This window comes from Streptomyces sp. NBC_01429, assembly GCF_036231945.1.
GTDB lineage: Bacteria > Actinomycetota > Actinomycetes > Streptomycetales > Streptomycetaceae > Streptomyces.
The window spans coordinates 1,528,123-1,548,531 of the sequence record NZ_CP109599.1 but is presented as its reverse complement, the minus strand read 5'-3'; the positions used below and the strand labels follow the sequence as shown (position 1 = coordinate 1,548,531).

The window sequence follows — 20,409 nt, the reverse complement described above, 5'->3', positions numbered from 1 at the left end:
CAACGCGGCGGTGAGGAGGGCTACTTCGCCCGTACGACGGCCTGCGCCCCGCCGAGCGTGAGTTCGAGACCGGAGCGCAGCGGTACGGTCTGGCCCGGCGCGATGCGCTGGCTCGTCCCGTCGGAGCGGGTCCCGGTCCACTCCGTGTCCGAGCGGTTGGCCAGCCCGAACCTGCCCGGCCTGCTGGGGTGTTCGGTCAGCTCGGCGACGAGCGTGGCGTCGCTGTAGTCGTGCCGCGCGGGCTCCGGCGCCAGATGGTGGGTGTGCAGCTTGGCGGTGCGGCGCAGCCGGACGTGGCGTTCGGTGCGCGGCGGCGGAGTGGTGATGACCAGCCGCGGCGGCAGCACCAGCGCCCCCGCGCAGGACCAGCAGGTCCCCGCGTCCGTCTCCTCGGGCTCCGTCATGTTCTGCCGCCCGCAGTGCGCGCAGTCGACCACCGAGTCCAGCACGGCCCGCAGCGCGTCCCGCCACTGCGACTCCCGTACCCGCGTGGCCGGATCGCGCAGCCCGGTGGTGAAGTTGTGCGTGAAGAGGTCCTGAAGGGTCCGGGGCGCGGCGGCCCAGGTGTGCAGGACCGTGGACTGCTCGACGGGGTCGGGCGCGTTGGAGTTGTCCGCCGGGTCGAAGACGAACAGGGGCTGCCTGCCGTACAGCCTCCGCTCCGCCGCCTCGTCGAGGCAGTGGATCGCCAACTCGTTCCTGCCCTTGAGCGGGTGATGGTTCATCAGGAGCATGAACAGCAGGACCGAGAGCGAGTGCAGATCGGTCTGGGTGCCGGGCCTGGCGCCCCGGTCCGCGCGGACCAGCTCGGGCGCCATGAACTCCATGGTCCCGGAGATCCCGCTGCTGTCCCCCTCCACCACCGCGTTGTCGTTGTCGCAGACGAGGACCTCGCCGGTGTCCGGGTCGAAGAAGATGTTGCCCCAGGAGATGTCGCGGTAGGCGATCCCCTCCGAGTGCAGCGCCTGGTACGCCTCCACCGTGTAGAGCGACGCCGCCAGCAGGGCGCGGGGCGTGGTCCGCAGCTGCCGCCGGAACAGGGCCGGCAGACCCTTGTAGCGGTCCGGACGGATGTCCATCAGATACCCGAACCCGTGCGGCGCGCGGACGTAGGACGTCGGCCACAGGAACCGGTCGTCGTCGAAGCCGCGGTCCACCAGGTCCTGGACGATCTCCTCCTGCTCGGGGGTCGCGCAGGCCGGGTAGTACCACTTGAGCGCCTTGTCGCCGCGCGCCGTCGTCACCTGGTAGACCTCGCCCTGGCCCCCCGCGCCGAGCATCCGGGTGACCTCCACCTCGTCGCCGTTGTCGGCGGTGAGGCGGGTGCCGCTGTCGAGCATGCCGGTCATCGTCTCTCCCCGTTGTCCCTGTCGTGCGTGTGCTGCGTGTCGTGCGTGTCGTTCCCGTGGTGCGGGTCGTGCGGGTCGTGCGGGTCGTGCGGGTCGTGCCGGTCGGGTCCGGGCCGCGACGGTGCCGGCGCGGGTCCGGGTGGCAGCCGTCGCCCGGCCGCGAGCGTGGTGTCGTCGCCGGAGTGCCGCGCCGCCTTCGCCAGCCACGTGGGCAGCGCGGCCCGTACGCTCTCGGTGCCCTCGTCGTCCAGCCTGCTGTCCAGACCGGTCACGAACCGGGAGAACCCCTCGTCCGAGGCGTAGCTCTTGGACAGGCCGTCCGTGGAGAGCGTGATGAGCCGCGGGGTACGGGCCGGGTCGACGATCGGCGCCCAGTGCACGCGCATCAGCCGCCACGCGTCCCGGCCGCACAGCGACTCCGTCTCGTCCCCGAGGTCCGCCTCCAGGGGCGCCAGCGGCAGTGCCGGCCGGCCGTCGCACTCGATCACCGCCAGCTCGCCGTCGCCGAGCTGCCACGCCGCGAACAGCCGTGGCGTCAGGACGGCGCCGATCAGCGTCGTACCGTACAGCAGCAGTCGCTGCTCGTCGCTGGGCCCGGGGCGGGAGCCGGATCCGGGCAGCTGACCGGATCCCGGGGTTGATCCGGGGGCCGGGGGTACGGAGCCGGGTGCAGGGCGCGGTGGGTTCCGGTCGTAGTGGCCCAGCATCTCCCGCTGCCAGGCCGCGACCAGCCTGCGCGGCATCACATGCCGGGCGTAGTGCATCAGCCGGCTCAGGCTGGGCGGCCCCGCCGAGCCCTCCGCCCTGGCGAGCGCCGCGAACTCCCGCGCGTGCGCGGCGAACAGGTCCGTGGCGCGCTGTGCCCCGATGTCGCTGCGGGCGTGCTTGGCCGAGCCGTGGCCGTCCGCGACCGCCAGCACCAGCGGCTCCTCAAGGGTGCCCGTGCCGTCCACCACGCACGCGTCCTGATTGCGCTGCTTGTTGACGCCCTGGACGCTCTCGGCGAGCGTCTCCCAGCGCGGTGCGTCGACCACGTTCACCACACGTCGTCATCGTCGTCGTCCAGCTGCGGCGGGGCGTAGGGCGGCTGCTTCACCAGCGGGTCGGGAAGGCCGGCCACCGGCTGCGAGGCGGCCTTGACCGCAGCCGTCGAGGCCCAGCGGATCGCCGCGGCCAGCTGCTTGGGGCTGTTGGCGTCCAGCGGCTGGAGCTCGGGGTTGCCGAGGAACTCCCGCAGCACGTCCCGGTCGGCGTCCTCACCGATGGCGATCGCCACCCGGACCGCCTTCTTTCCCCACGGCGTGGCGTCGACGGCCTTGAGGCCCGCCCGCCAGTCGTCGGTGGGCACCCCGTCGGAGACCAGCGCGAGCACCGGCTTGAGGGCGCGCTGCGGCATCGGCGGCGACCTGAGTTCGAGCGCGACCAGTTGCAGCGCTTCACCCAGATTGGTGACTCCGTCCACGGGCACGTCCTGCCAGACGAAGTCGTCGACCGGCACGGGGTCCTTGTGGTGCCACTGGGCGGTGGTGGAGAAGGTCAGCGTACGCAGCAGGAGCTGCGCCGCCGGGTTGTCGTGCGCGACCGAGCGCATCTCCGGGACGGCCTCCCGGATCGCGTAGTTGAGCTGGCCGATCTTCTGGCCCTGCATGGAGTAGGAGCAGTCCAGCAGCCAGATGAAGTGGACCGGCCGGTTCGCCATCGGCCCACCGGGGATGTCACTCACACCCATGTCCTCCCGTTTCGGATTCGGTTCCGGTACAGCTGTCGGTTGGGATGTCGGTTCGGATGTCGGTTCGAAGCGCGGATCAGGCTCGGTTCCTGTCCCGGCGCCGGTTCTCCGCGCGGTGGCGGGCTCAACCGACCAGCCCCGAAAGGAGCCAGAGGGTCACCGCCAGCAGCGTGCTGACGGTGATCAACAGCGCGGCGATGAACAGGCCGAGCACCATCCTGCGCCCTCGTACGACATGCGGAGTCACCACCGGCATGCTGTGTTCGACCACCTTTCCCCGTCATCTCTCTTCGCTCTCCTTCCCGCGGATCGTCTCCGGCCGGTCACTTCCCGGCCGCCGCCGCGACGCGCAGTCCCGAGCGCGACAGGAGCCACAGGACCGGTGCGGCGGCCCGCCGCTGCTCGCTGTCGAGCGCCCCGGCGCCGGTGGCCGCGTGCGCGCTCACCGACCAGTAGCGGACGGTCCCGAAGTCGTGCCGCAGACCACGCACCAGCGCGCCCAGCCCGATCTCCGTCAGCCAGCTTTCGAGGGGCGCGCCCGGTTCGCCTGATGCCCCCTGGTCCGGCGGTACGGGCAGGCTCTCCAGCCGGTCCAGGGTGTCCCGCTTGGTGATCACGACCGCCACCGGAAGGCGCCGCCGCCGTCCGGTGAGGGCCGCCAGCTCACCCGTCAGCCGCTGGTACGTGTCCAACGGCCCCTGCTCGGCGGGCCGGGCGCCCGCCGCGCGCAGCCTGTCCACGTCGTCCAGGGCCCGCCGCACCTGCGGCTCGGCCAGTACGTCGGCGACCAGGATCACCCCGTCCGCGTGGGCCAGGTAATGCTGCTCCCGTACGGAACCGGCGTCGCGCAGCGACTCGCCCATCGGGTCGTACAGGTAAAGCAGCCGGCGCCGCATGCCCCGGCCGACGGACAGCATCAGGGCCCGGGGCTGGCCGCCCTGGGTCTTGAGCGCCCAACCCGTGCTGTTCAGCTGCTGGTTGAGGGATCCGGTGTTCCGCTGATCGGTGGTGGAGGCGTAGTCGAGGGTCAACGGGCCGCCGCGCGAGAAGGACTGGAGTCCGGCGACCATCGCGGCCAGCAGCATCGTCTTGCCCGCCGACGTACCCCCGACCAGGGGCAGGTGCACGACGCGGGTACCGGCGACGGCCCCGGGCAGGTCCTGGGCGCAGTGCGGGCAGCGCATCGTGAGACGGCTCCGGCGCGCCAACGCGGTGGTGGCGAGCCGCAGACCGCAGCCGCAGGTGTGCCACAGCGCGCCGTAGCGCCCCGGCCGCAGCGCCGCGTGGGCGGTGTCGCAGTTCGGGCAGGTGTGCACGGCCAGCGGGAACGGCCGGTAACAGCCGGGGTGGGGGCACTTCATACGGACCGAGCGCGCCCGCAGCCCGAGCGCGTCCGCGCGGCGCAGCGCGAGCGCCGTCGCCGCGCCCGCGGCGTACACCACGCCGAGCAGCAGCGCGAGGACGGCGAGCACCGCCGAGACGAGCAGCGCCGCCAGCAGCGCCCCAGCGCTCGCGCCCAGGGCGGCGGCGGGCGCGGTCAGGCGCAGCACCGTACGGTTCAGCGGGCTGCGGCCCCGCGACCCGCCGGGCCTGCGGCCGCCGAGGAGATTGCGTACCGTACGGCCGAACCACCACGCCACCAGCCGGTGCCGCAGCGCGCCCAGCGCGCCGTCGGCGGCGGACCGGCCGTCCAGCCACATCTGCCGCGACCAGTAGGCCCGGTGGGCCGTCTCGCCCGCGCCGAACCGGGGGATGCGCGGATCGGGCACCCCGGCCCGCCGCGGGCCGAGGACCCGCACCGCGGACGTGAGGGAGAGGCCGAGGAAGTGCCAGAACGTGTAGCCCACGCAGAGCAGCACGGCCGCCCCCACGGTCAGCCGCAGGAGGAGGGTGCCCAGCCAGACGGCGGCCAGCAGCGGGAAGATCACGGCCGGCCGCCGTCCTCACGCGGCGGCTCCACCCCGCCGACGCGCGGCCCGTCCTGGACGGGCCGGCGGCCCCGGCCGCCGAAGCGCAGACCGAGCCGGCCCAGGGCGCCCGGCCGGTTCCAGGTACGGAACTCCTCGGCCCTGCTGCTCGCCGTACGCCGCAGACACCGCTCGACCGCGTCGGTGTCCTCGGCGGGCAGCGCGCGCACCACGGGCCGCAGCACCTTGTCGAGCAGGCCCGTACGCGTCTCGTCCCAGGCCCGGTTGGCGCCGGGCAGCGAGGACCACGCGGTGAAACAGTCCGCGGCGTACGCGGGTACGGTGCGCAGCCGCTCGCGCACCCGCTCCTCGCGGGCCGCCCGGTCGTACGCGGCGATCAGCTCCGGATCGCCGCAGTGGACCAGGGCGTACAGCTCGCCGTCGGGCCGTTCCTCGGAGAGCAGACCCCGGGCAAGGACCCCGAACGCCGTGTCCAGTACGGCCGGTTCCACCGGCTCCGCGACGGCGCGCAGCGACAGCGCCCGCTCCGTCCAGCCGGTGTCCGCCGTGCCGGCCACCAGCTTTCCGGCGAATTCGAGGAGCAGCAGGGCGCCGCGCTGCCGCGCCTCCAGCTCGCGCGGGAAGCAGCGCAGCAGGTCGTGGGCGAGATCCGGGGCGTCGGCGCGGTAGCGCGCGAGGGCCTGCGAGGCGGCGGCGGACGCGTCGCCGCGGCGGTCGGCGGACGGCTCCCGGGCCGTGTCCCCCGGCCCGTCGAGCGCGGCCCCCACCAGGGCGCTCCAGGTGCCCGCCGCGCGGTGCGCGTCGGAGCCGGTCTCGGCGAGCAGCAGCCGCGCCTCACCGGCGGTCGGCGCCCCGCCGTCCCACACCAGCCGGACGGCGGTGCGCAGGACGAGCGGGTCGGCGAACGGGGAGACGCCGGAGGCGCGCAGCACCTCGTTGAGCGCGGTGACCCGGTCGTCGCCGAGCGGGGGGAAGCGGCCGGCGCCCCCGGGCGCGGCACCCACCGGGCCCCCGGGCGTGCCACCCACCGCGCCCCCGGCCGGGGCACCCACCGGCGTCCCGGGCGCGGACATCCGCGCGCACATCCGCAGATGCGGCAGCGTCTGCACCCCCTGCGGCGAGAGCGGGACGAGCCCGAGCAGCCGGACGGCGGCCGGGGGATCGGCGGCGGCCAGCGCGTCGAGCGCGCTGAGCAGCGCGCTGCGCAGATCGAAGTGGTCCTCCAGCGCGGCCGCCACCCCGGGCGTGTAGGCGCGCTCGGGGTCGGTGATCAGCGCCTGGGACAGCCGGCGCGCGAGCCCCGGCAGCAGATCCGCGCAGTCCACGCCGAGCGGCTCGGCGACCCGCAGCAGCTCCACCGCGCGGGTGGTGGGCGGCCCGTCGTCGGCCGCCGCACCGGCGACGCCGTCGCGCAGCTCGTCGGCCAGCTCGGCCGCCAGGCGGCGCCTGAGATCGCCGGGCAGCGAGGCGGGGCGCAGTGCGCCCAGGTCGATCCCGGCGTCCGGCGTACGGACCGCCTCGGTCAGTACGAGAGCCCCGAGCGGCGCGGTCGCTGCCATCGGAGCCCGGCCGTCGAGGGCCGCGAACAGCCCGGCCAGGGCGGCCGTCTCGGCGGGCGTACGGTCCTCGGCGGGCGCACACAGCCCGTCGAGGAACCGGGGCAGCCGCTCGGTGTCCAGCGCGTGCGTGTGCGCGGGCTCGCGCGCCCAGCGGGCCGCTTCCGTCCGGCCGTCCGTCCCCGGGCTGATCCCCGTGCACAGCGCGAGCGCCGCCAGCGGCCCCGCCGTGAACCGGCCGCCCGGCAGCCCGGCCGCCTCGGCGAACAGCTCGGGCGCCCTGCCCAGCCAGACGCGCGCGGCGGTCAGCGCCCAGGCGTCCGGCGCCGGGCGCTCCGTCCCGTGCGCGGGGCGCGGCTCGCGGGCCGGGCCGCCGCCCCCGGCGCAGTCGAGCACCAGATAGCGCGGATCGTGCCGGTCCAGGCCCTGCGCGTCGTCCGGCAGCACGCCGACGATCTGCTGCCGGGCGAGCTGCGGGCGGCGCGTGTACGTGGTGAAGGTCAGCCGGTGGGCGCTCGCGCGCGGCAGGACCGTACTGGCCAGCGCGATCCACCGCGCCACATCGGCGCTGTCCCGCTCCACCAGGACGATCTGCGGCGCCGTCTCCCGCAGCACCAGCTCGCGCAGACCGGCGAAGAACTCAGCGAGCCACGCGGCGCGGCCGGCCGCGAACGACACCAGCCCGCGCCGGTCGAAGCTCCGCGCCACCGGCAGCTCCGCCAGCGGCGCCGGACTGCCGCCCTCGGGGGTGCCGGCCGCCCACTGCGGGGAGTCCCAGGCGCTGATGGGAGGCACGCCGGGGGAGAGCGGGGTGTCCGCCGGGACGTGGACGGCATGGGCGTGGAAGTTCCCCCAGCGCCCGCTGTAGTCGGCGCCCGTGTACACCGTCCTGGCCAGCAGCCGGCTCCCGTCGGAGAGCACGCTGTGGCTGAACGCCTTGGGGAACAGGTCGAGTTCGGCCGCCGTCGGGCGCGGCGGTGCCTCGTGCGGCGGCTCGTACCCGATGAGCTGCTCGGCCTCTCTGAGCAGGGACTCGGGGACGCCGGGCGTGACCGCCGTGAAGCGGAAGCCGGACCCGTCGGGTCCCGGCGGGGCCGAGGTGTAGTGCAGCTGTGCCAGGCTCATGCGCCGGCTCCCTTACTCCGCGACGTGCTGTTCTTCTGTACGGGAATGAGACCGCGCCGCCCGAGCAGCCACAGCAGCGGGTCCTCCACCCGCAGCGGCCGGGGCCCCGACGTGGGCGCGTCGGCCGGGGCGTCGGACGGCGGCGGCGAGCCGAGCGCGGAGACCCCGAAGAGGGACAGCTCGGCGAAGTCGCGCTCCAACTGCCGGTAGAGCGCCCCGGAGTCCCAGCCGTCCATCAGCGAGCGCAGCTCCTCGTGCGCGGCCAGCCGGTCGTCGTCGTCCAGCGCGCCCCCGCTGTGCGGCGCGTTGCGCAGGACGGCGGAGTGCGGGCCCAGCAGCGGCCGCAGCATGTCCGACTTGCTGATCGCGACGGCCATCGGGGTGGAGATCCGGCCGCGCGAACCTCCCCGCCCGTGCGCCCGCAGCTGCGCGGCGAGATCGGCCGCGATCTGCTGCGGCGGGGTCTCGACGGCGGGCGGGGGAGGGCCCTCACCGGGCACCAGCTGGTCCCGTACGGCGCCGAGTTGGAGCGGATCGACGAGCAGGATGATGCCGTCGGCCGCGCCGAGGTAGTGGGTGTAGCGGTCCATGGCCTCGGAACTCTTCAGGTCCTCGCCCGCCGCGTCGAAGAACACCAGCGCGGTGTGCCGGGTGCCGTCGCCGAGACGCCCCCGGCGGGGCAGGCTCAGCCGGTACAGCAGCGGGTCGTTGAAGCCCAGGGCGGCCGGGCGGGTGGTCCCGGGCAGCCGCAGCCGCTCGTAGAGGTCCTCCGCCATCTCCCGGTCCCGGCGCTGGGTGTCGCTGCCCATCGCGGCGAGCGACGCGTCGAACGCGCGCCCCACCCGGTTGCGCACCTCGTTCACCAGCACCGACACATAGGTGCTCTTGCCGGACGCCTTGGCGCCGACCAGCGCGATGATGCGGCTGTCCTGGTCGCAGTAGTCGCTGGGCAGGTCGCTGTGGCAGCTCCGGCAGACCCGCACCGGGGTGGACACCCCGCAGCCGGGGCACGCCGCGCGCGATCCGCCGCGCGGCCCGGTGAGCGCCCCGAGCGCGCCCAGTCCGGCGCGCCCCCGTCCGGGCGTGAAGACCGGCCCTCTCATCCGGAGCGCGGGAGGCACGCTCGGCCCCATGAACTCACCCCAGACATCGTCGCGTTCGGCCGCGCAGGGCGTGCCGCCCCGGACGCCCGTCGCCGTCATCAGACAGCGGTAGGGCAGCCGCGCGGCCGGAGCGCGGTCGAAGCAGTAGGGACAGATGACGCTCGTCATGTCAGCGAACCACCAGGTGAGCGGGGGAGGGTTCTTGGAGACGTACGGAGGCCGCCCGGCCGCCGAGCAGGAAACCGCGCAGGGCGTACGGGGGCGGGCAGCCGGCCGGCTGGAGCGCGCGCTCGACCGTACCCGCGCGCCGCAGCTCCGCACCACTGAGCCGCAGCACGACCGTACCGTCGCCCGGATCGCGCGGCCGGACCGGTGAACGGCTGTCGCCCGAACGGGCGACCAGTACGAACTCGGGCAGCCCGGAAGCCGGTTCGTCGTCCGGCGCGCGGAGCGTGACCCGGACGGTGGCTGGCTTCCTGCGCAGCGGACGGCGCGGCCCCGGGATGATGCCGTACGCCACGATCACCTCGGACGGCAGCACGGTCTCGGCCCGGCCCAGCGGGACGACGACCGCGTCCGGGACGGTCGTCACGGGGGTCGCGGCGACCCGGGCCCCGGAGCGCGCCACGGGCACGTACAGCCCCTCGCGCACGAACACGCTGCGGGTCACCCGGTGTTCGGCGTGCCGCCCGTCCTGCGTCACGGCCACCGTCACCTGCCCGGCCCCGTCGGGCCAGTCGAGGCCGATCCGCGCGAGCCCCTCGTCGGTGCGCTCGACGGTCAGCCCGGTGACCGGGTGCGGCGCATCGACGAGGACGTCGGGACCCGCCACCGCGCGGTCGCCGAGCACCGCCAGGGCCACCACCCGGGTGGTGGTGCCGGGCGGCGGGAAGGACACCTCGCCCGTGCGCGGCCAGTCCAGCGGCGCGGGGGAGGCCGCGGACACGGCCGGCAGCTCCGTACCGGGCGCCGGTGGCGCGCCGGTCCACTCCACCAGGCGCACGGTGGCGCCCGCGCCGCCGGTCCAGCCGAACCGCACCCCGCCGCCGTGCGGTTCGGCGGTGAGGGCGAGCACCGGCCGCGGCCACACGCGGACGGTGCCGGACGCCTCGACGCCCGGCGACGCGACGTCCCGGCCGTTCCCGGCGCGGTAGTGGCAGCGGATCCGTACCCGGTATGCGCCCGGCGCCAGCCCGCGCGCGGTGAACCCGGCGGACGGCGTCCCGGCGTCGACCTCCCGGCCCTCGGAATCCGTCAGCGTCACGGTGACCCCGGCGGCCCGGGGCGGCTCGTGCCAGGCCGCTTCGAGGCGTTCGGGGCCGTCGGTGAGGACCAGTCCGGTCACCTCGGGCATGACGCGCAGCGGCGCCGACACCAGCGGCGGCGCGTCCGCCCTCCCGCCGCGCAACGGGAGCACCGCGTACCGGACTTCGCTCCCGAACGGCGGACTCGCGTCGCGCGCCGAACCGGCCCGGGTGGTCCCCCTCGCCGGGATCCCGGCGACGATCGGGGAACGGCCGGGCGTACAGGTGAGCCTGATGACCCGCCAGGAGTCCGGGACCCGCTGGGCGAGCGCAGTGTCCCAGGACAACTCCACCGCGTCCGGGGCCAGTCGCGCGGTCAGCCGCTCCGGCGCGCCCTCGGCGGGCAGATGCGCCCCGACGAGCCCGCGCAGCGCCCGTCCGCTGTCGGACGCCAGCCGGACCGCGCGCAGATAGTGCTCGCCGGCGCCCTCCGTGTCGCCGGCGCCGTCCAGCAGCCGCGCCCGGTCGAGGACCTGCGCCGTCTCGCGCTCGCGCGCGGCGATCCGTCGCAACCGCCGGGCCAGCGGCGGGTCCTGTCCACCGTCGGCGGGCAGCAGCGCGGCCAGCCGTACGGCGCCGCGCAGCCGCCCGTCCCGCCAGGCGTCCTCCAGCCCCTCCGCCGCGCCGCGCTGATCCCGGTTCAGCCGCCGCCGCGCCCGAGCCGCGTACACGAGCGCCGCCGCCTCGTCCGGATCGACACCGAGCGCGACGGCGGTCTCCGCCCGCGCACCGTCCGGATCGTCCTGCAACAGCTCGGTCAACTGGTAGAGCAGCACGCGCCGCAGGGCCTGCGGATCCCGGTCGTGCAGCGTCTCCAACCGGCGCAGCAGCGCCCCGTCGCCGGAGCCGCTCCCCTGGAGCCGCCGCAGCGTGTCGCCGTCCAGCCGCCGCCAGCCGCGCGGCGCGCGCGGCAGATACACGCCGTCGAGCACGCGCAGCCTCCCGCCGCGCGCGACGAGCGCCTCGCCCAGGTGCCGCAGCCCCAAGGCGCGCTGCCGGTCGAGGAGTTCGCGGTAGCCGGGGACGAGGGGAGCGAGCGGGAGTCCGGGCAGGGCGGAGGGCAGGCCGAGGTGATACCCGAACTCCAGCCCCACCGTGCGCCCCCGTAGCCCCTGTTCAGCTCTGCGTCACCGTCCCAGCAGATCTTCTACCGCATCTTTCACCGCTCGCGACAGCTTTTTGGGCATTCCGGCCTTTCGGCCCGGCCGGACGGGACTTCTGTGACAAGGACGGGACACGGCGACGGGCCCTGGGGGTGCGATATGCCCTATGCGGGCTGGAGCAGGTCCCAGCGGTTGCCGTAGAGGTCCTCGAAGACCGCGACCGTGCCGTACTGCTCGTGGCGGGGCTCCTCCAGGAAGCGGACACCGGCGGCCAGCATGCGGGCGTGGTCGCGGGCGAAGTCCTCGGTGTGCAGGAAGAAGCCGACCCGGCCGCCGGTCTGCGCGCCGACGCTCGCGCGCTGGGCGTCATCGCCCGCGCGGGCGAGCAGCAGGCCGGACGAGCGGTCGGGGGCCGGGACCCCGGGGGCGGCGGCAGAGTCCGTGGATGCGTCGGCCGGGCTCGCGGGGCCGGCGGCCGGTCGCGGGCGGACCACGACCCAGCGGGAGCCGTTGCCCCGGTCGGTGTCCTCGACCAGCTCGAAGCCGAGCGCGTGCGTGTAGAAGGCGATGGCCTTGTCGTAGTCGTCCACGACAAGAGTGACCAGGGCGATATGTGACATGAGAAGTACGTTATACGTATGACTTGTCAGGTCGCAAGCATGGCCCGGCGGGGCGCTAGCATCGAGGTGGGGGCGATCACGGGGAGCCTCGCGCGGCGAGCGCGCGAAACGGACACGACGGACACGGGCGGAGGCGATGGTGTGGGGCTGTTCCGGCGAGGGCCGAAGCGCGACGGGCGCGACACGCCCCGGGACCCCGCGTTCTCCTTCTTCTCGGTCGACGAGGCCGCCCTCTTCCGCGGCCAGGTCCGCGAGGCGTTCGCGGAACACGGCCTGGAGGTCACGCTCTACGCGGACATGGTGACGGACAGCTCCGGCCGCCGGTTCGGTCTGGGCAATCTCGCGGCGGTCTGCCACAACGACGAGCGCGGGCCGCGGGTCTGGGGCGACCTCGCCCGCCGGCACGCGGGCATGGTGCTGCGCACGATGGACGGCCCCTCCGCCCTGGACACCCTGCCGCCCGAACAGATCCGCGCCCAGCTCTACCCCCGGGTGATCGGCGAGGACAGCCTCGACCCGCAGTCCTTCGGATACGCGCGCTCGGTCGCCCCCGGGCTGTACGAGGTGCTCGCCCTCGACCTTCCCGAGAGCGTCATGATGCTCACCGACGAGGCGCTGGAGCCGCTCGGCGAGATACGGCGGCTGCGGCAGCGCGCGCTGGAGAACCTCCGTGAGCTGCCGGTGGAGGGCCGCGAGACGGTCAAGGACGCCGACGGCATGCGCTACGAGGTGATCCTCGGCGACTCCTTCTACACGGCGAGCCGGGTGCTGGCCCTGGAGTCGGTCGTACGGGACGTCACGGGGCAGTGGATCCCGCCGGAGGGCGCCCTCGTCGCGATGCCCTTCCGGCATCAGCTCGCCTTCCACGTCATCAGGGACACCACCGTCGTCCCGTCCCTGAACGCGCTGGCGTCGTTCGCCGCCTCGGGGTACGAGGACACGCCGGGGGCGATCAGCCCGTACGTCTACTGGTGGCGCGGCGGCACCCTCACCCAGCTCAGCGCGCGGGACGGCGACGGGCTGCGGATCGTCGTCGGGGACGACTTCCACGAGCTGCTGGAGCGGCTGAGCGCGCGGGACCTCCCGGAATAGGTCCCGCACGAGGGCCGGTTGACGAAGCGGCATGCCGACCGGCCGGGGCGGTACGGGGGTCACCCGTCGGCCAGCACCACGCACGACTCCGGCGGCAGCCGCAGGACGCCGTCCCCGGCCGGTTCCTGGCGGTCCCACGAGGCCAGTACCCGGACCCGCCCGCCGGCACCGCCCACCGGGATCTCCACCGCCCGCGCCGAGAGGTTCACCGCGACCCGCAGATCGCCCCTGCGGTAGGTCAGCCAGCGCGCCACCTCGTCGTACGCCACCCGCACCGCCGCCAGGTCCGGGTCGGAGAGGTCCGGCTGCGCGTGGCGCAGCGCGATCAGCTCGCCGTACCAGGCCAGCAGGCGCGCGTGCGGCTCCCGGGCCCGCTCGGAACGGTCCAGGCAGGAGCGCTCGCGGGTCCGGGGGTCCTGCGGGTCGGGGATGTCCTCGGCCGCCCAGCCGTGCGAAGCGAACTCCCGCCGTCTGCCGTTGCGTACGGCCTCGGCCAGCTCCGGATCGGTGTGGTCGGTGAAGAACTGCCAGGGCGTTCTCGCGCCCCACTCCTCGCCCATGAACAGCATCGGGGTGCAGGGCCCGGTCAGGACGAGCGTGGCGGCGCAGGCGAGCAGCCCCGGGGAGAGCGTGGCCGGGAGCCGGTCGCCGAGCGCGCGGTTGCCGATCTGGTCGTGCGTCTGGGCGTAGCCGAGGAAGCGGTGCGCGGGGGTGCTCGTACGGTCGACGGGCCGGCCGTGCGTCCGGCCCCGGAAGCTCGAATACGTACCGTCGTGGAAGAAGACCCGGGTGAGGGTCTTGGCGAGCGCGGCCAGCGGCTCGCGGGCGAAGTCGGCGTAGTAGCCCTGGGATTCGCCGGTGAGGACGGTGTGCAGGGCGTGGTGGAAGTCGTCGTTCCACTGCGCGTGCAGCCCGAGGCCGCCCTGCGCGCGTGGTGTGGTCGTACGGGGGTCGCCGAGGTCGGACTCGGCGATCAGGAAGAGCGGACGCCCCAGATCGGCGCTCAGCGAGTCGACCGCCGCCGACAGCTCCTCCAGGAAGGTCAGCGCGCGCCCGTCCGCCAGGGCGTGCACGGCGTCGAGCCGCAGCCCGTCGAGGCGGAAGTCCCGCAGCCAGGCCAGCGCGCTGTCCAGCAGGTAGGCGCGCACCTCGTCCGAGCCGGGCGCGTCGAGATTGACGGCGGCGCCCCACGGGGTGTGGTGCGTGTCGGTGAAGTACGGGCCGAAGCGCGGCAGATGGTTGCCGGACGGGCCCAGGTGGTTGTGGACCACGTCGAGCACCACGCCCAGGCCGAGCCCGTGCGCCGTGTCGACAAAGCGCTTGAGCCCCGCCGGGCCGCCGTACGGCTCGTGGACCGCCCACGGCGACACCCCCTCGTACCCCCATCCGTGGGTGCCGGGGAACGGGCACACCGGCATCAGCTCGACATGCGTGATCCCCAGCCCGGCCAGCTCCGCGAGGTGCTCCGCCGCCGCGTCGAAGGTGCCCTCACGGGTGAAGGTGCCGATGTGCAGCTCGTACAGGACGGCGCCGGGCAGCCCGCGCCCCGGCCACGGGACGCGCCACTCGTACGCGTTCTGGTCCACGACGGCGCTCGGTCCGTCCGGCCCCTGCGGCTGGCGGCGGGAGCGCGGGTCGGGCAGCGGGGGACCGCCGTCGAGCGCGAAGGCGTACCGGGTGCCGTCGGCGGCGTCCGGCACCTCGGCCGTCCACCAGCCGGGGCGCTCGGGGTCGGGGCGCATGGGCCGGCCGCCGGCGCTCCCGCCGGCGGCCTCCCGCTCCGCGTCCATGAGCTGGAGTACGACCCGGTCCCGCGCCTGCGGCGCCCACACCTCGAACTGCACGAGCGGTTCCCCCTCGTCGTCGCCGGTCCTGCCGTCCCCCGTCATCTCCCATGGTGACAAGAGTGACGGCCCGGGGCCCGGTGATCGCGGCGAATCGGGTGGCCGCGCTCACCGGACCCCGCCGGACGGCCGGGGCGTGGCCGGGGCCGGGCGACGGGGGCGGGCGGGAATGACGGCCCGTCTGGACACCTCACGTCCTTCGGAAGGACAATCACGTCTGTGACGTCCTCCTTCGAGTCCCACACGTCCCCCGCGCGGCTCTCCGACGCCGAGCGGGACCGTGTCCTCGCGGTGCTCAGAGAGGGTGCGGCCCAGGGCAAGCTGTCGCACGACACCTTCCTGCGCCGGATGGATCTGGCGCTGGCCGCCCGCAGGGTCGAGCAGTTGCGGCCGCTCACCGCGGACCTGGAGCACGAAGCCCCCTGGGCGCGGCGGCTGTTCGGCGCGGTCGGCGGCGTATCGGCGTTCTCGCAGCGGCTGCGCCGGGCCTGGCAGGCCGAGAAGCTCCCGAAGCTGCTGCTGCCCCAGCCGGGCCCGTACCCGCTGCGCATAGGCCGCGATCCGCTGAACGGACTACGGCTCAGCCACGACACGGTCTCCCGGCTGCACGCCGAGCTGAGCATGCAGGGCGGCCTGTGGATCCTGCGCGACCTCGGCTCCACCAACGGCACGACGGTCAACGGCCGCCGCGTGACGACGACGGCCGTGGTGCGGGACGGCGACATGGTCGGCTTCGGGCAGATGAGCTTCCGCCTCGCCACGAACTGAGCCCGGCCGCGCCCCGCGTGGGGCCGCCGCGCGGCTCCGGTCCGGGGCGGGCCCCGGCGGACCGGGGCCCCGGCCCGCCGTCACAGGGTGGGGGGTCAAGACGGCGGGCCGGGTGTTTCCGGCGTCCGGTGGGGGCCGGGCCGGAGTCGGGGACCGGCCACCGGTCGGTGGACCGGCGGGCCGGCCGGGACGCTGGTCCCCGGGGTCGGAGGGTCCCTGGGCTCGGAGGGTCAGTGGACCGAGCAGGGCGGGGCGGTGGCGGTGTCCGGCGGTCCTCCCGTGACGACATAGCTGAAGGTGGTGGAGGCACCGGCCGCCAGCGAGCCGTTCCAGTCGACGTTGTGGACCATGACCTCCTGCCCGCCGTAGGTGGCGCTGCCGTTCCAGAGGCTGTCGACCTTCTGGCCGCCCGGCAGGGTGAACTCGACCATCCAGCCGAGGATCGGGTTGGGGCTGGTGTTCTTCACCGTGACCTCGGCCTGGTAGCCGCCCGACCACGAGTTGGTGGTCGCCCTGGTGGCGGTGCAGGTCGCCGTCGGGTCGGTGGGCGGGTCGGTCGGGGTGCCCGCCTCGCCGACACCCGTCACCTCGCCCTTGCCGCCGTCGAACACGACGTCGGAGCAGCTGTAGAAGGTCTCATTGCTGTCCGAGCGCTGCCACACCATGTAGATGAGGTGCCGGCCGCTCTTGCCGCTGGGCAGGGCGCCCGTCCACTTGTAGGCGCCCTCGACGGTGCCGGCCGAGCCGGTGACCTGCGGGTGGTCGACGGTCAGGAAGGGCTGCGGCTCCAGGTCGTCCCAGCTGGAGGTCTTGGTGGGGTCGTAGCCGTCCTTCGTGATGTACACGTAGAACCAGCCGGGGTGCGCCGCCCAGGCGTTGTACGAGAAGTCCAGCGACGCGCCCGAGGTCAGATGGGTCAGCGGCCAGTCGTTCCTGGCCAGGTCGAAGCCGGTGAACGTGGAGTTGCCGCCGCTGCACAGCTGGCCGTCGGGGATGAAGCCCTTGGTGCGCCCCGCGCCGTCGGAGCGCAGGACCGAGAACCAGTTGTAGAGCGGGGTCGTGCCGCCCGCCGCGACGGCGGCCTTGCAGGCGGGGTTGACGGGCTTGATCTCACCGGTGCTGGTCAGGCCGTCACGCCAGCACATGAAGGTACGGCTGGCGGGCTGCATGGGGGTGCCGTGGGCGTCGGAGGTCCCGCTGCCGGTCATGACCAGGGCGAGGGCGGGCAGGACGGCGAGCAGGACGAGGAGTACGGCTCTGCGGGGGTGTAACAGCCACAGTGGGGGGCGGCGGTTCATCGCGCGAGTCCCTTCGGCGTGACGGACGGTGCGGGGTGCGTCGGGCGAGGAGCTTGGGGGCGACCGCCGGTGATCAGGATGATGAGATCATGACAATCGGGTGCATGGGAGCGCTCCCATTTCGGAACGTAGCGCGGCTGGGCCACTCTGTAAACGACTCCGTCCGGATTTCCGTCCGGATTTTCTGCCGACCGTACGAACGCGTCCCTTCCCGCGCCCCCTTCCCGTGCCCCTCCCCGCGCCTCTCTCCGATTTCCGGGTCGCTTTCCCGCGCCCCGCGACGCGCCCGCCGCCCCGCCTCAGATCACGGTCAGCAGCGCCACCGGGGAGTCCGCCAGCAGTTTCCCGAGCCGCACCGCGCCCGACACCTCGCGCCCCGTCAGCACCTCGCGCCACCGCCCCGCGGGCAGCGGCAGCTCGGTCGCCCCCCAGCCGCCCGCCCGCTCCAGCCCGTACGGCAGCCGGGTCACCACCGTGACCACCCGGCCGGTGCGCGCGAAGGCCAGGCAGTGCGCGGCGGCCGGGCCCACCGCGTGCAGCGGGGTGTACGTGCCCGACTCGCCGAAGACGCCGGGCTGTTCCCGGCGCAGCCGCAGCGCCGCCGTCGTGATCACGGTCCTGTCGTCCGGCGGGCCCGTCCTGAACGGCCGCCGGTTGTCCGGGTCCACCAGCGCGACGTACTCGCGCTCCGTGCCCTGGTAGAGGTCCGGCACCCCCGGCATGGTCAGCTGCACCAGCGCCGCGCCGAGCGCGCCCGCCCGCACGTGCGGCGCGAGCGCCCGGTTGAACGCGGCGACGGTCCGCCGCGCCGGTCCGGCGGGGCCCGTCTCGACGAACTCCGTCACGGCGCGCTCGTACAGCGGGTCCGGCTCCGTCCAGCTGGTGTGCAGCCCGGCCTCCCGTACGGACTTCAGCAGCGCGGGCACCATCCGGGCGCCCTCGGGCGGGCTGCCGTCCGAGGCCGGGGTGAAGCCCACCGCCGTCTGCCACGCCTGCCACGCCACCTGCGGATCGGGGGCAGGCGCCCCGGTCGTGGCCAGCTCCTCGGCCACCTGGGCGAGCAGCTCGTCCCACCGCTCCGGGCACTGCGACAGGACGGCGATCCCGGCCCGTACGTCCGCGCTGCGCTTGGTGTCGTGCGTGGTCAGTACGGTGCCGGTGGCGGGCCAGTCGCGCGCCAGCCGGAGGCAGTAGGCGTGGAAGCGCTCCGGCGACACCGAGGGGTGCCCCGGGTCCCCGCCCACCTCGTTGGCCGAGAGCAGCGGCACGTACCGGTAGAACGCCGTGTCCTCCACCGACTTGGCGCGCAGCGCGGACGCCGTCTGCGCGAAGCGCGCGCAGAACGCCACGTGGTCGGGGCCCGAGCCGAGCCGGCCGAGCGCCAGCTCCCGCACCACGTCCACGGCCGCCGCCTCCCGCTCTACCGCGAACACCGCCTTCGCCTGCCGGACCGCCTCCTCGGAGACCGCCGCCTCGGCCGCCTCCGGGCAGGGCCCGCCCGCGCCGGCGTACGGGCGGTAGACGGGCACCCGTACGAGCAGCTCCCTGACGGCCGTGAGCAGCGCCCAGGGCGCGTGGTCGCGCAGCGCGGGGTCCGCCGCGCAGACGCGCTCCGCCGTCCGGACGAGGGCGGCGGTCTCGGCCGCCAGCTCGTGGAAGACCACCTTGTAGGCGGCCCTGCGCACGGTCCCCGCCCAGTAGCCGCCCCGGTCCCCGACCGGCGCCGCGACCTCGCGGTAGCGCCGTTCCAGCGCCTCGGCGCCCGCCGGGTCGGTGAACACCCCGTCGATATGGCGCAGCGCGTCGTACCCGGTGGTGCCGGCGACCGGCCACCCGGCGGGCAGCACCTCGTCGTCGGCGAGGACCTTCTCCACGACCGTCCAGCAGCCGCCCGTCGCCTCGCCCAGCCGGCGCAGATAGCCCTCCGGGTCGGCGAGCCCGTCCGGGTGGTCGACGCGCAGTCCCTCGACCACGCCGTCCCGTACCAGTTCGAGGATCTTGGCGTGGGTGGCGGCGAAGACCTCCGGGTCCTCCACCCGTACCCCGATGAGTTCGGAAATGGTGAAGAAGCGCCGGTAGTTGAGTTCCGTACGGGCCAGCCGCCACCAGGCGAGCCGGTAGTGCTGGGCGTCGAGCAGCTCGGGCAGCGGGAGGTCCTCGGTCCCGGGCGCGAGCGGGAAGCACAGCTCCTCGCCGTGGCGGAGCGTGCCGTCCTCGACCCGCAGCGCGTCCAGTTCGTCCCCGACCGGGCCCGGCAGCACCGGCAGCAGCACCTTGCCGCCGCCCGCGGCCCAGTCGATGTCGAACCAGCGGGCGTAGGGGGAGGCCGGCCCCTCGCGCAGTACCTCCCACAGCGCCTTGTTGTGGCGGGGCGAGGCGGCCATGTGGTTGGGCACGATGTCCAGGACGATCCCGAGCCCGTACTCGCGGGCCCGGCCCGCCAGGGCGCGCAGCCCCTCCTCGCCGCCCAGCTCCGCCCGTACGGCTCCGTGGTCGACCACGTCGTAGCCGTGCGCCGAACCGGGCACGGCTTCGAGGACCGGCGACAGATGCAGATGGGAGACCCCGAGCGCGGCGAGATAGGGCACCGCCCGCGCGGCGGACGAGAACGGGAAGTCCGGCTGGAGTTGCAGCCGATAGGTCGCGGTGGGAGTCATACGGTCGTACGTACCCCGGATAGCGGGTGATGCGCCATACGAGTGGGCCGTGTGCTCATGGCTTGTACACATACGGCGTGGTCGTGCTCAGCGTCGTGAAGCCGAGCCGGTCGAGGACGGGCCGGCTCGTCTCCGCCGCGTCCACCTGGAGGAAGCGGTAACCGCGCGCGGCGGCGATCCGGGCCCGGTGGGCGATCTGCGCCCGGTACAGCCCTCGGCCGCGCCACCGCGGCACGGTGCCGCCGCCCCACAGACCGGCGAAGTCGGTGCCGGGCACCAGCTCCATCCTGGACGCGCTCACGGGGACGCCGTCCGCCAGGACGACCACCGCCGCCAGCGTCTCGGGAGCCCGGGCGAGCCGGTCCTTCAGCCGCTCGCGCAGCGCGCCGGCGTCCTCGCCGAAGGCGAGTTCATGGACGTCGGCCAGCAGATCCACCCCCGCCGCTTCGGTCACCGGGAGCAGCCGTACGCCGTCCGGCGGCCCGGCCCCGCCCGTCTGCGCCGCGCTCTCCGCCACCATCAGGGACTCCGGGGGCCCGGGGACGAACCCGGCCGCCCGCAGATGGCGCGCGAGAGCGGCGGGCCGGTCGTGGGAGTAGAGCTTCCACTCGAACCCGACGCCGAGCGGGGAGAAGTGCTCCACCTGCTCGGCGACGGCCCGCGCCGCCGTGCCGTCCCGCAGGTCCGACCACAGGACCCCGTTCCAGTCGTGCGCGCCACCGGTCTGCCGTACGACGTCGCCGGCCCGCTCCACCCGGGCGCCGGCGCCCTCCGCCGGGGCGTCCCGTCGCATCTGCCGGTCGAACGCGGCGAGCACTTCCTTCGGATCCATCAGGCCACGGGACCACCGGCGGGGCGGCGCGGCAACCGGTTTTCCCGGCCCGCGCCGCGCCGCACCGCCCCGCGCCCCGCCGCACCGCCCCGCGCCCCGCC

General features: G+C 74.8%; 15 protein-coding genes. 2 read left to right on the top strand and 13 right to left on the bottom strand.

The window, feature by feature from the left end:
• Window positions 1-20: 20 nt before the first annotated feature.
• From OG627_RS06395 to OG627_RS06355, 9 genes are all read right to left on the bottom strand, one after another.
• Entirely contained in the window at window positions 21-1,349 is a 1,329-nt protein-coding gene (locus tag OG627_RS06395) for a protein kinase domain-containing protein (protein WP_329062300.1), read from the bottom strand.
• Window positions 1,346-2,392 carry a protein phosphatase 2C domain-containing protein gene (locus tag OG627_RS06390; protein ID WP_329062298.1) on the bottom strand — a complete coding sequence of 349 codons (1,047 nt, stop codon included), beginning with the start codon at window positions 2,390-2,392 and terminating at the stop codon, window positions 1,346-1,348. Before OG627_RS06390 ends, OG627_RS06395 begins: the two co-directional genes overlap by 4 nt.
• A complete protein-coding gene (locus OG627_RS06385) occupies window positions 2,386-3,048 on the bottom strand; it encodes a vWA domain-containing protein (RefSeq protein WP_329072421.1) in 663 nt (220 codons plus the stop codon). The genes OG627_RS06390 and OG627_RS06385 overlap by 7 nt, the downstream gene beginning before the upstream one ends.
• A 154-nt stretch (window positions 3,049-3,202) precedes the next feature.
• Entirely contained in the window at window positions 3,203-3,334 is a 132-nt protein-coding gene (locus tag OG627_RS06380; protein WP_329062297.1) for a hypothetical protein, read from the bottom strand.
• A 67-nt stretch (window positions 3,335-3,401) separates the two neighbouring features.
• Window positions 3,402-5,006: a TRAFAC clade GTPase domain-containing protein gene (locus tag OG627_RS06375; protein ID WP_329062295.1), complete on the bottom strand. Its 1,605-nt coding sequence runs from the start codon at window positions 5,004-5,006 to the stop codon at window positions 3,402-3,404.
• Window positions 5,003-7,687 carry a GTPase-associated protein 1-related protein gene (locus tag OG627_RS06370; RefSeq protein ID WP_329062293.1) on the bottom strand — a complete coding sequence of 895 codons (2,685 nt, stop codon included), beginning with the start codon at window positions 7,685-7,687 and terminating at the stop codon, window positions 5,003-5,005. The genes OG627_RS06375 and OG627_RS06370 overlap by 4 nt, the downstream gene beginning before the upstream one ends.
• The gene (locus OG627_RS06365) at window positions 7,684-8,958 is read right to left on the bottom strand and encodes a TRAFAC clade GTPase domain-containing protein (RefSeq protein ID WP_329062291.1); all 1,275 of its coding nucleotides are present in this window, start codon (window positions 8,956-8,958) and stop codon (window positions 7,684-7,686) included. Before OG627_RS06365 ends, OG627_RS06370 begins: the two co-directional genes overlap by 4 nt.
• A gap of 1 nt (window position 8,959) precedes the next feature.
• A complete protein-coding gene (locus OG627_RS06360; RefSeq protein ID WP_329062290.1) occupies window positions 8,960-11,188 on the bottom strand; it encodes a hypothetical protein in 2,229 nt (742 codons plus the stop codon).
• 173 nt (window positions 11,189-11,361) lie between these two features.
• On the bottom strand, window positions 11,362-11,817 hold the full coding sequence (locus OG627_RS06355; RefSeq protein WP_329062288.1) for a VOC family protein: 456 nt from the start codon (window positions 11,815-11,817) through the stop codon (window positions 11,362-11,364).
• A 141-nt stretch (window positions 11,818-11,958) separates the two neighbouring features.
• Here OG627_RS06355 and OG627_RS06350 point away from each other — a divergent pair, with 141 nt between their 5' ends.
• The gene (locus tag OG627_RS06350; RefSeq protein ID WP_329062286.1) at window positions 11,959-12,909 is read left to right on the top strand and encodes a hypothetical protein; all 951 of its coding nucleotides are present in this window, start codon (window positions 11,959-11,961) and stop codon (window positions 12,907-12,909) included.
• Window positions 12,910-12,968: 59 nt separating this feature from the next.
• On the opposite strand, the gene treZ is transcribed toward OG627_RS06350, so the two are convergent.
• Window positions 12,969-14,753: a malto-oligosyltrehalose trehalohydrolase gene (gene treZ, locus OG627_RS06345; RefSeq protein WP_443073609.1), complete on the bottom strand. Its 1,785-nt coding sequence runs from the start codon at window positions 14,751-14,753 to the stop codon at window positions 12,969-12,971.
• A gap of 219 nt (window positions 14,754-14,972) precedes the next feature.
• Here treZ and OG627_RS06340 point away from each other — a divergent pair, with 219 nt between their 5' ends.
• Entirely contained in the window at window positions 14,973-15,521 is a 549-nt protein-coding gene (locus OG627_RS06340; protein ID WP_329062284.1) for a DUF1707 and FHA domain-containing protein, read from the top strand.
• A 230-nt stretch (window positions 15,522-15,751) separates the two neighbouring features.
• On the opposite strand, the gene OG627_RS06335 is transcribed toward OG627_RS06340, so the two are convergent.
• The 3 genes from OG627_RS06335 to OG627_RS06325 form a co-directional block, all read right to left on the bottom strand.
• Window positions 15,752-16,819 carry a lytic polysaccharide monooxygenase auxiliary activity family 9 protein gene (locus OG627_RS06335; protein ID WP_329062282.1) on the bottom strand — a complete coding sequence of 356 codons (1,068 nt, stop codon included), beginning with the start codon at window positions 16,817-16,819 and terminating at the stop codon, window positions 15,752-15,754.
• 299 nt (window positions 16,820-17,118) lie between these two features.
• Complete coding sequence (treY, locus tag OG627_RS06330; RefSeq protein ID WP_329062279.1) at window positions 17,119-19,476, bottom strand: malto-oligosyltrehalose synthase; 2,358 nt, start codon at window positions 19,474-19,476, stop codon at window positions 17,119-17,121.
• Window positions 19,477-19,531: 55 nt separating this feature from the next.
• Window positions 19,532-20,308, bottom strand: a complete 777-nt coding sequence (locus OG627_RS06325; protein ID WP_329062277.1) for a GNAT family N-acetyltransferase — start codon at window positions 20,306-20,308, stop codon at window positions 19,532-19,534.
• Between the last annotated feature and the right edge of the window lie 101 nt (window positions 20,309-20,409).

What these genes read in the sequence shown, in the direction of transcription:
- OG627_RS06395 (WP_329062300.1), bottom strand. Translation starts at nt 1,349, where the DNA reads ATGACCGGCATGCTCGACAGCGGCACCCGCCTCACCGCCGACAACGGC.
- OG627_RS06325 (WP_329062277.1), bottom strand. Translation starts at nt 20,308, where the DNA reads ATGGATCCGAAGGAAGTGCTCGCCGCGTTCGACCGGCAGATGCGACGG.
- treY (WP_329062279.1), bottom strand. Translation starts at nt 19,476, where the DNA reads ATGACTCCCACCGCGACCTATCGGCTGCAACTCCAGCCGGACTTCCCG.
- OG627_RS06355 (WP_329062288.1), bottom strand. Translation starts at nt 11,817, where the DNA reads ATGTCACATATCGCCCTGGTCACTCTTGTCGTGGACGACTACGACAAG.
- OG627_RS06385 (WP_329072421.1), bottom strand. Translation starts at nt 3,048, where the DNA reads ATGGCGAACCGGCCGGTCCACTTCATCTGGCTGCTGGACTGCTCCTAC.
- OG627_RS06365 (WP_329062291.1), bottom strand. Translation starts at nt 8,958, where the DNA reads ATGACGAGCGTCATCTGTCCCTACTGCTTCGACCGCGCTCCGGCCGCG.
- OG627_RS06335 (WP_329062282.1), bottom strand. Translation starts at nt 16,819, where the DNA reads ATGAACCGCCGCCCCCCACTGTGGCTGTTACACCCCCGCAGAGCCGTA.
- OG627_RS06370 (WP_329062293.1), bottom strand. Translation starts at nt 7,687, where the DNA reads ATGAGCCTGGCACAGCTGCACTACACCTCGGCCCCGCCGGGACCCGAC.
- OG627_RS06380 (WP_329062297.1), bottom strand. Translation starts at nt 3,334, where the DNA reads ATGCCGGTGGTGACTCCGCATGTCGTACGAGGGCGCAGGATGGTGCTC.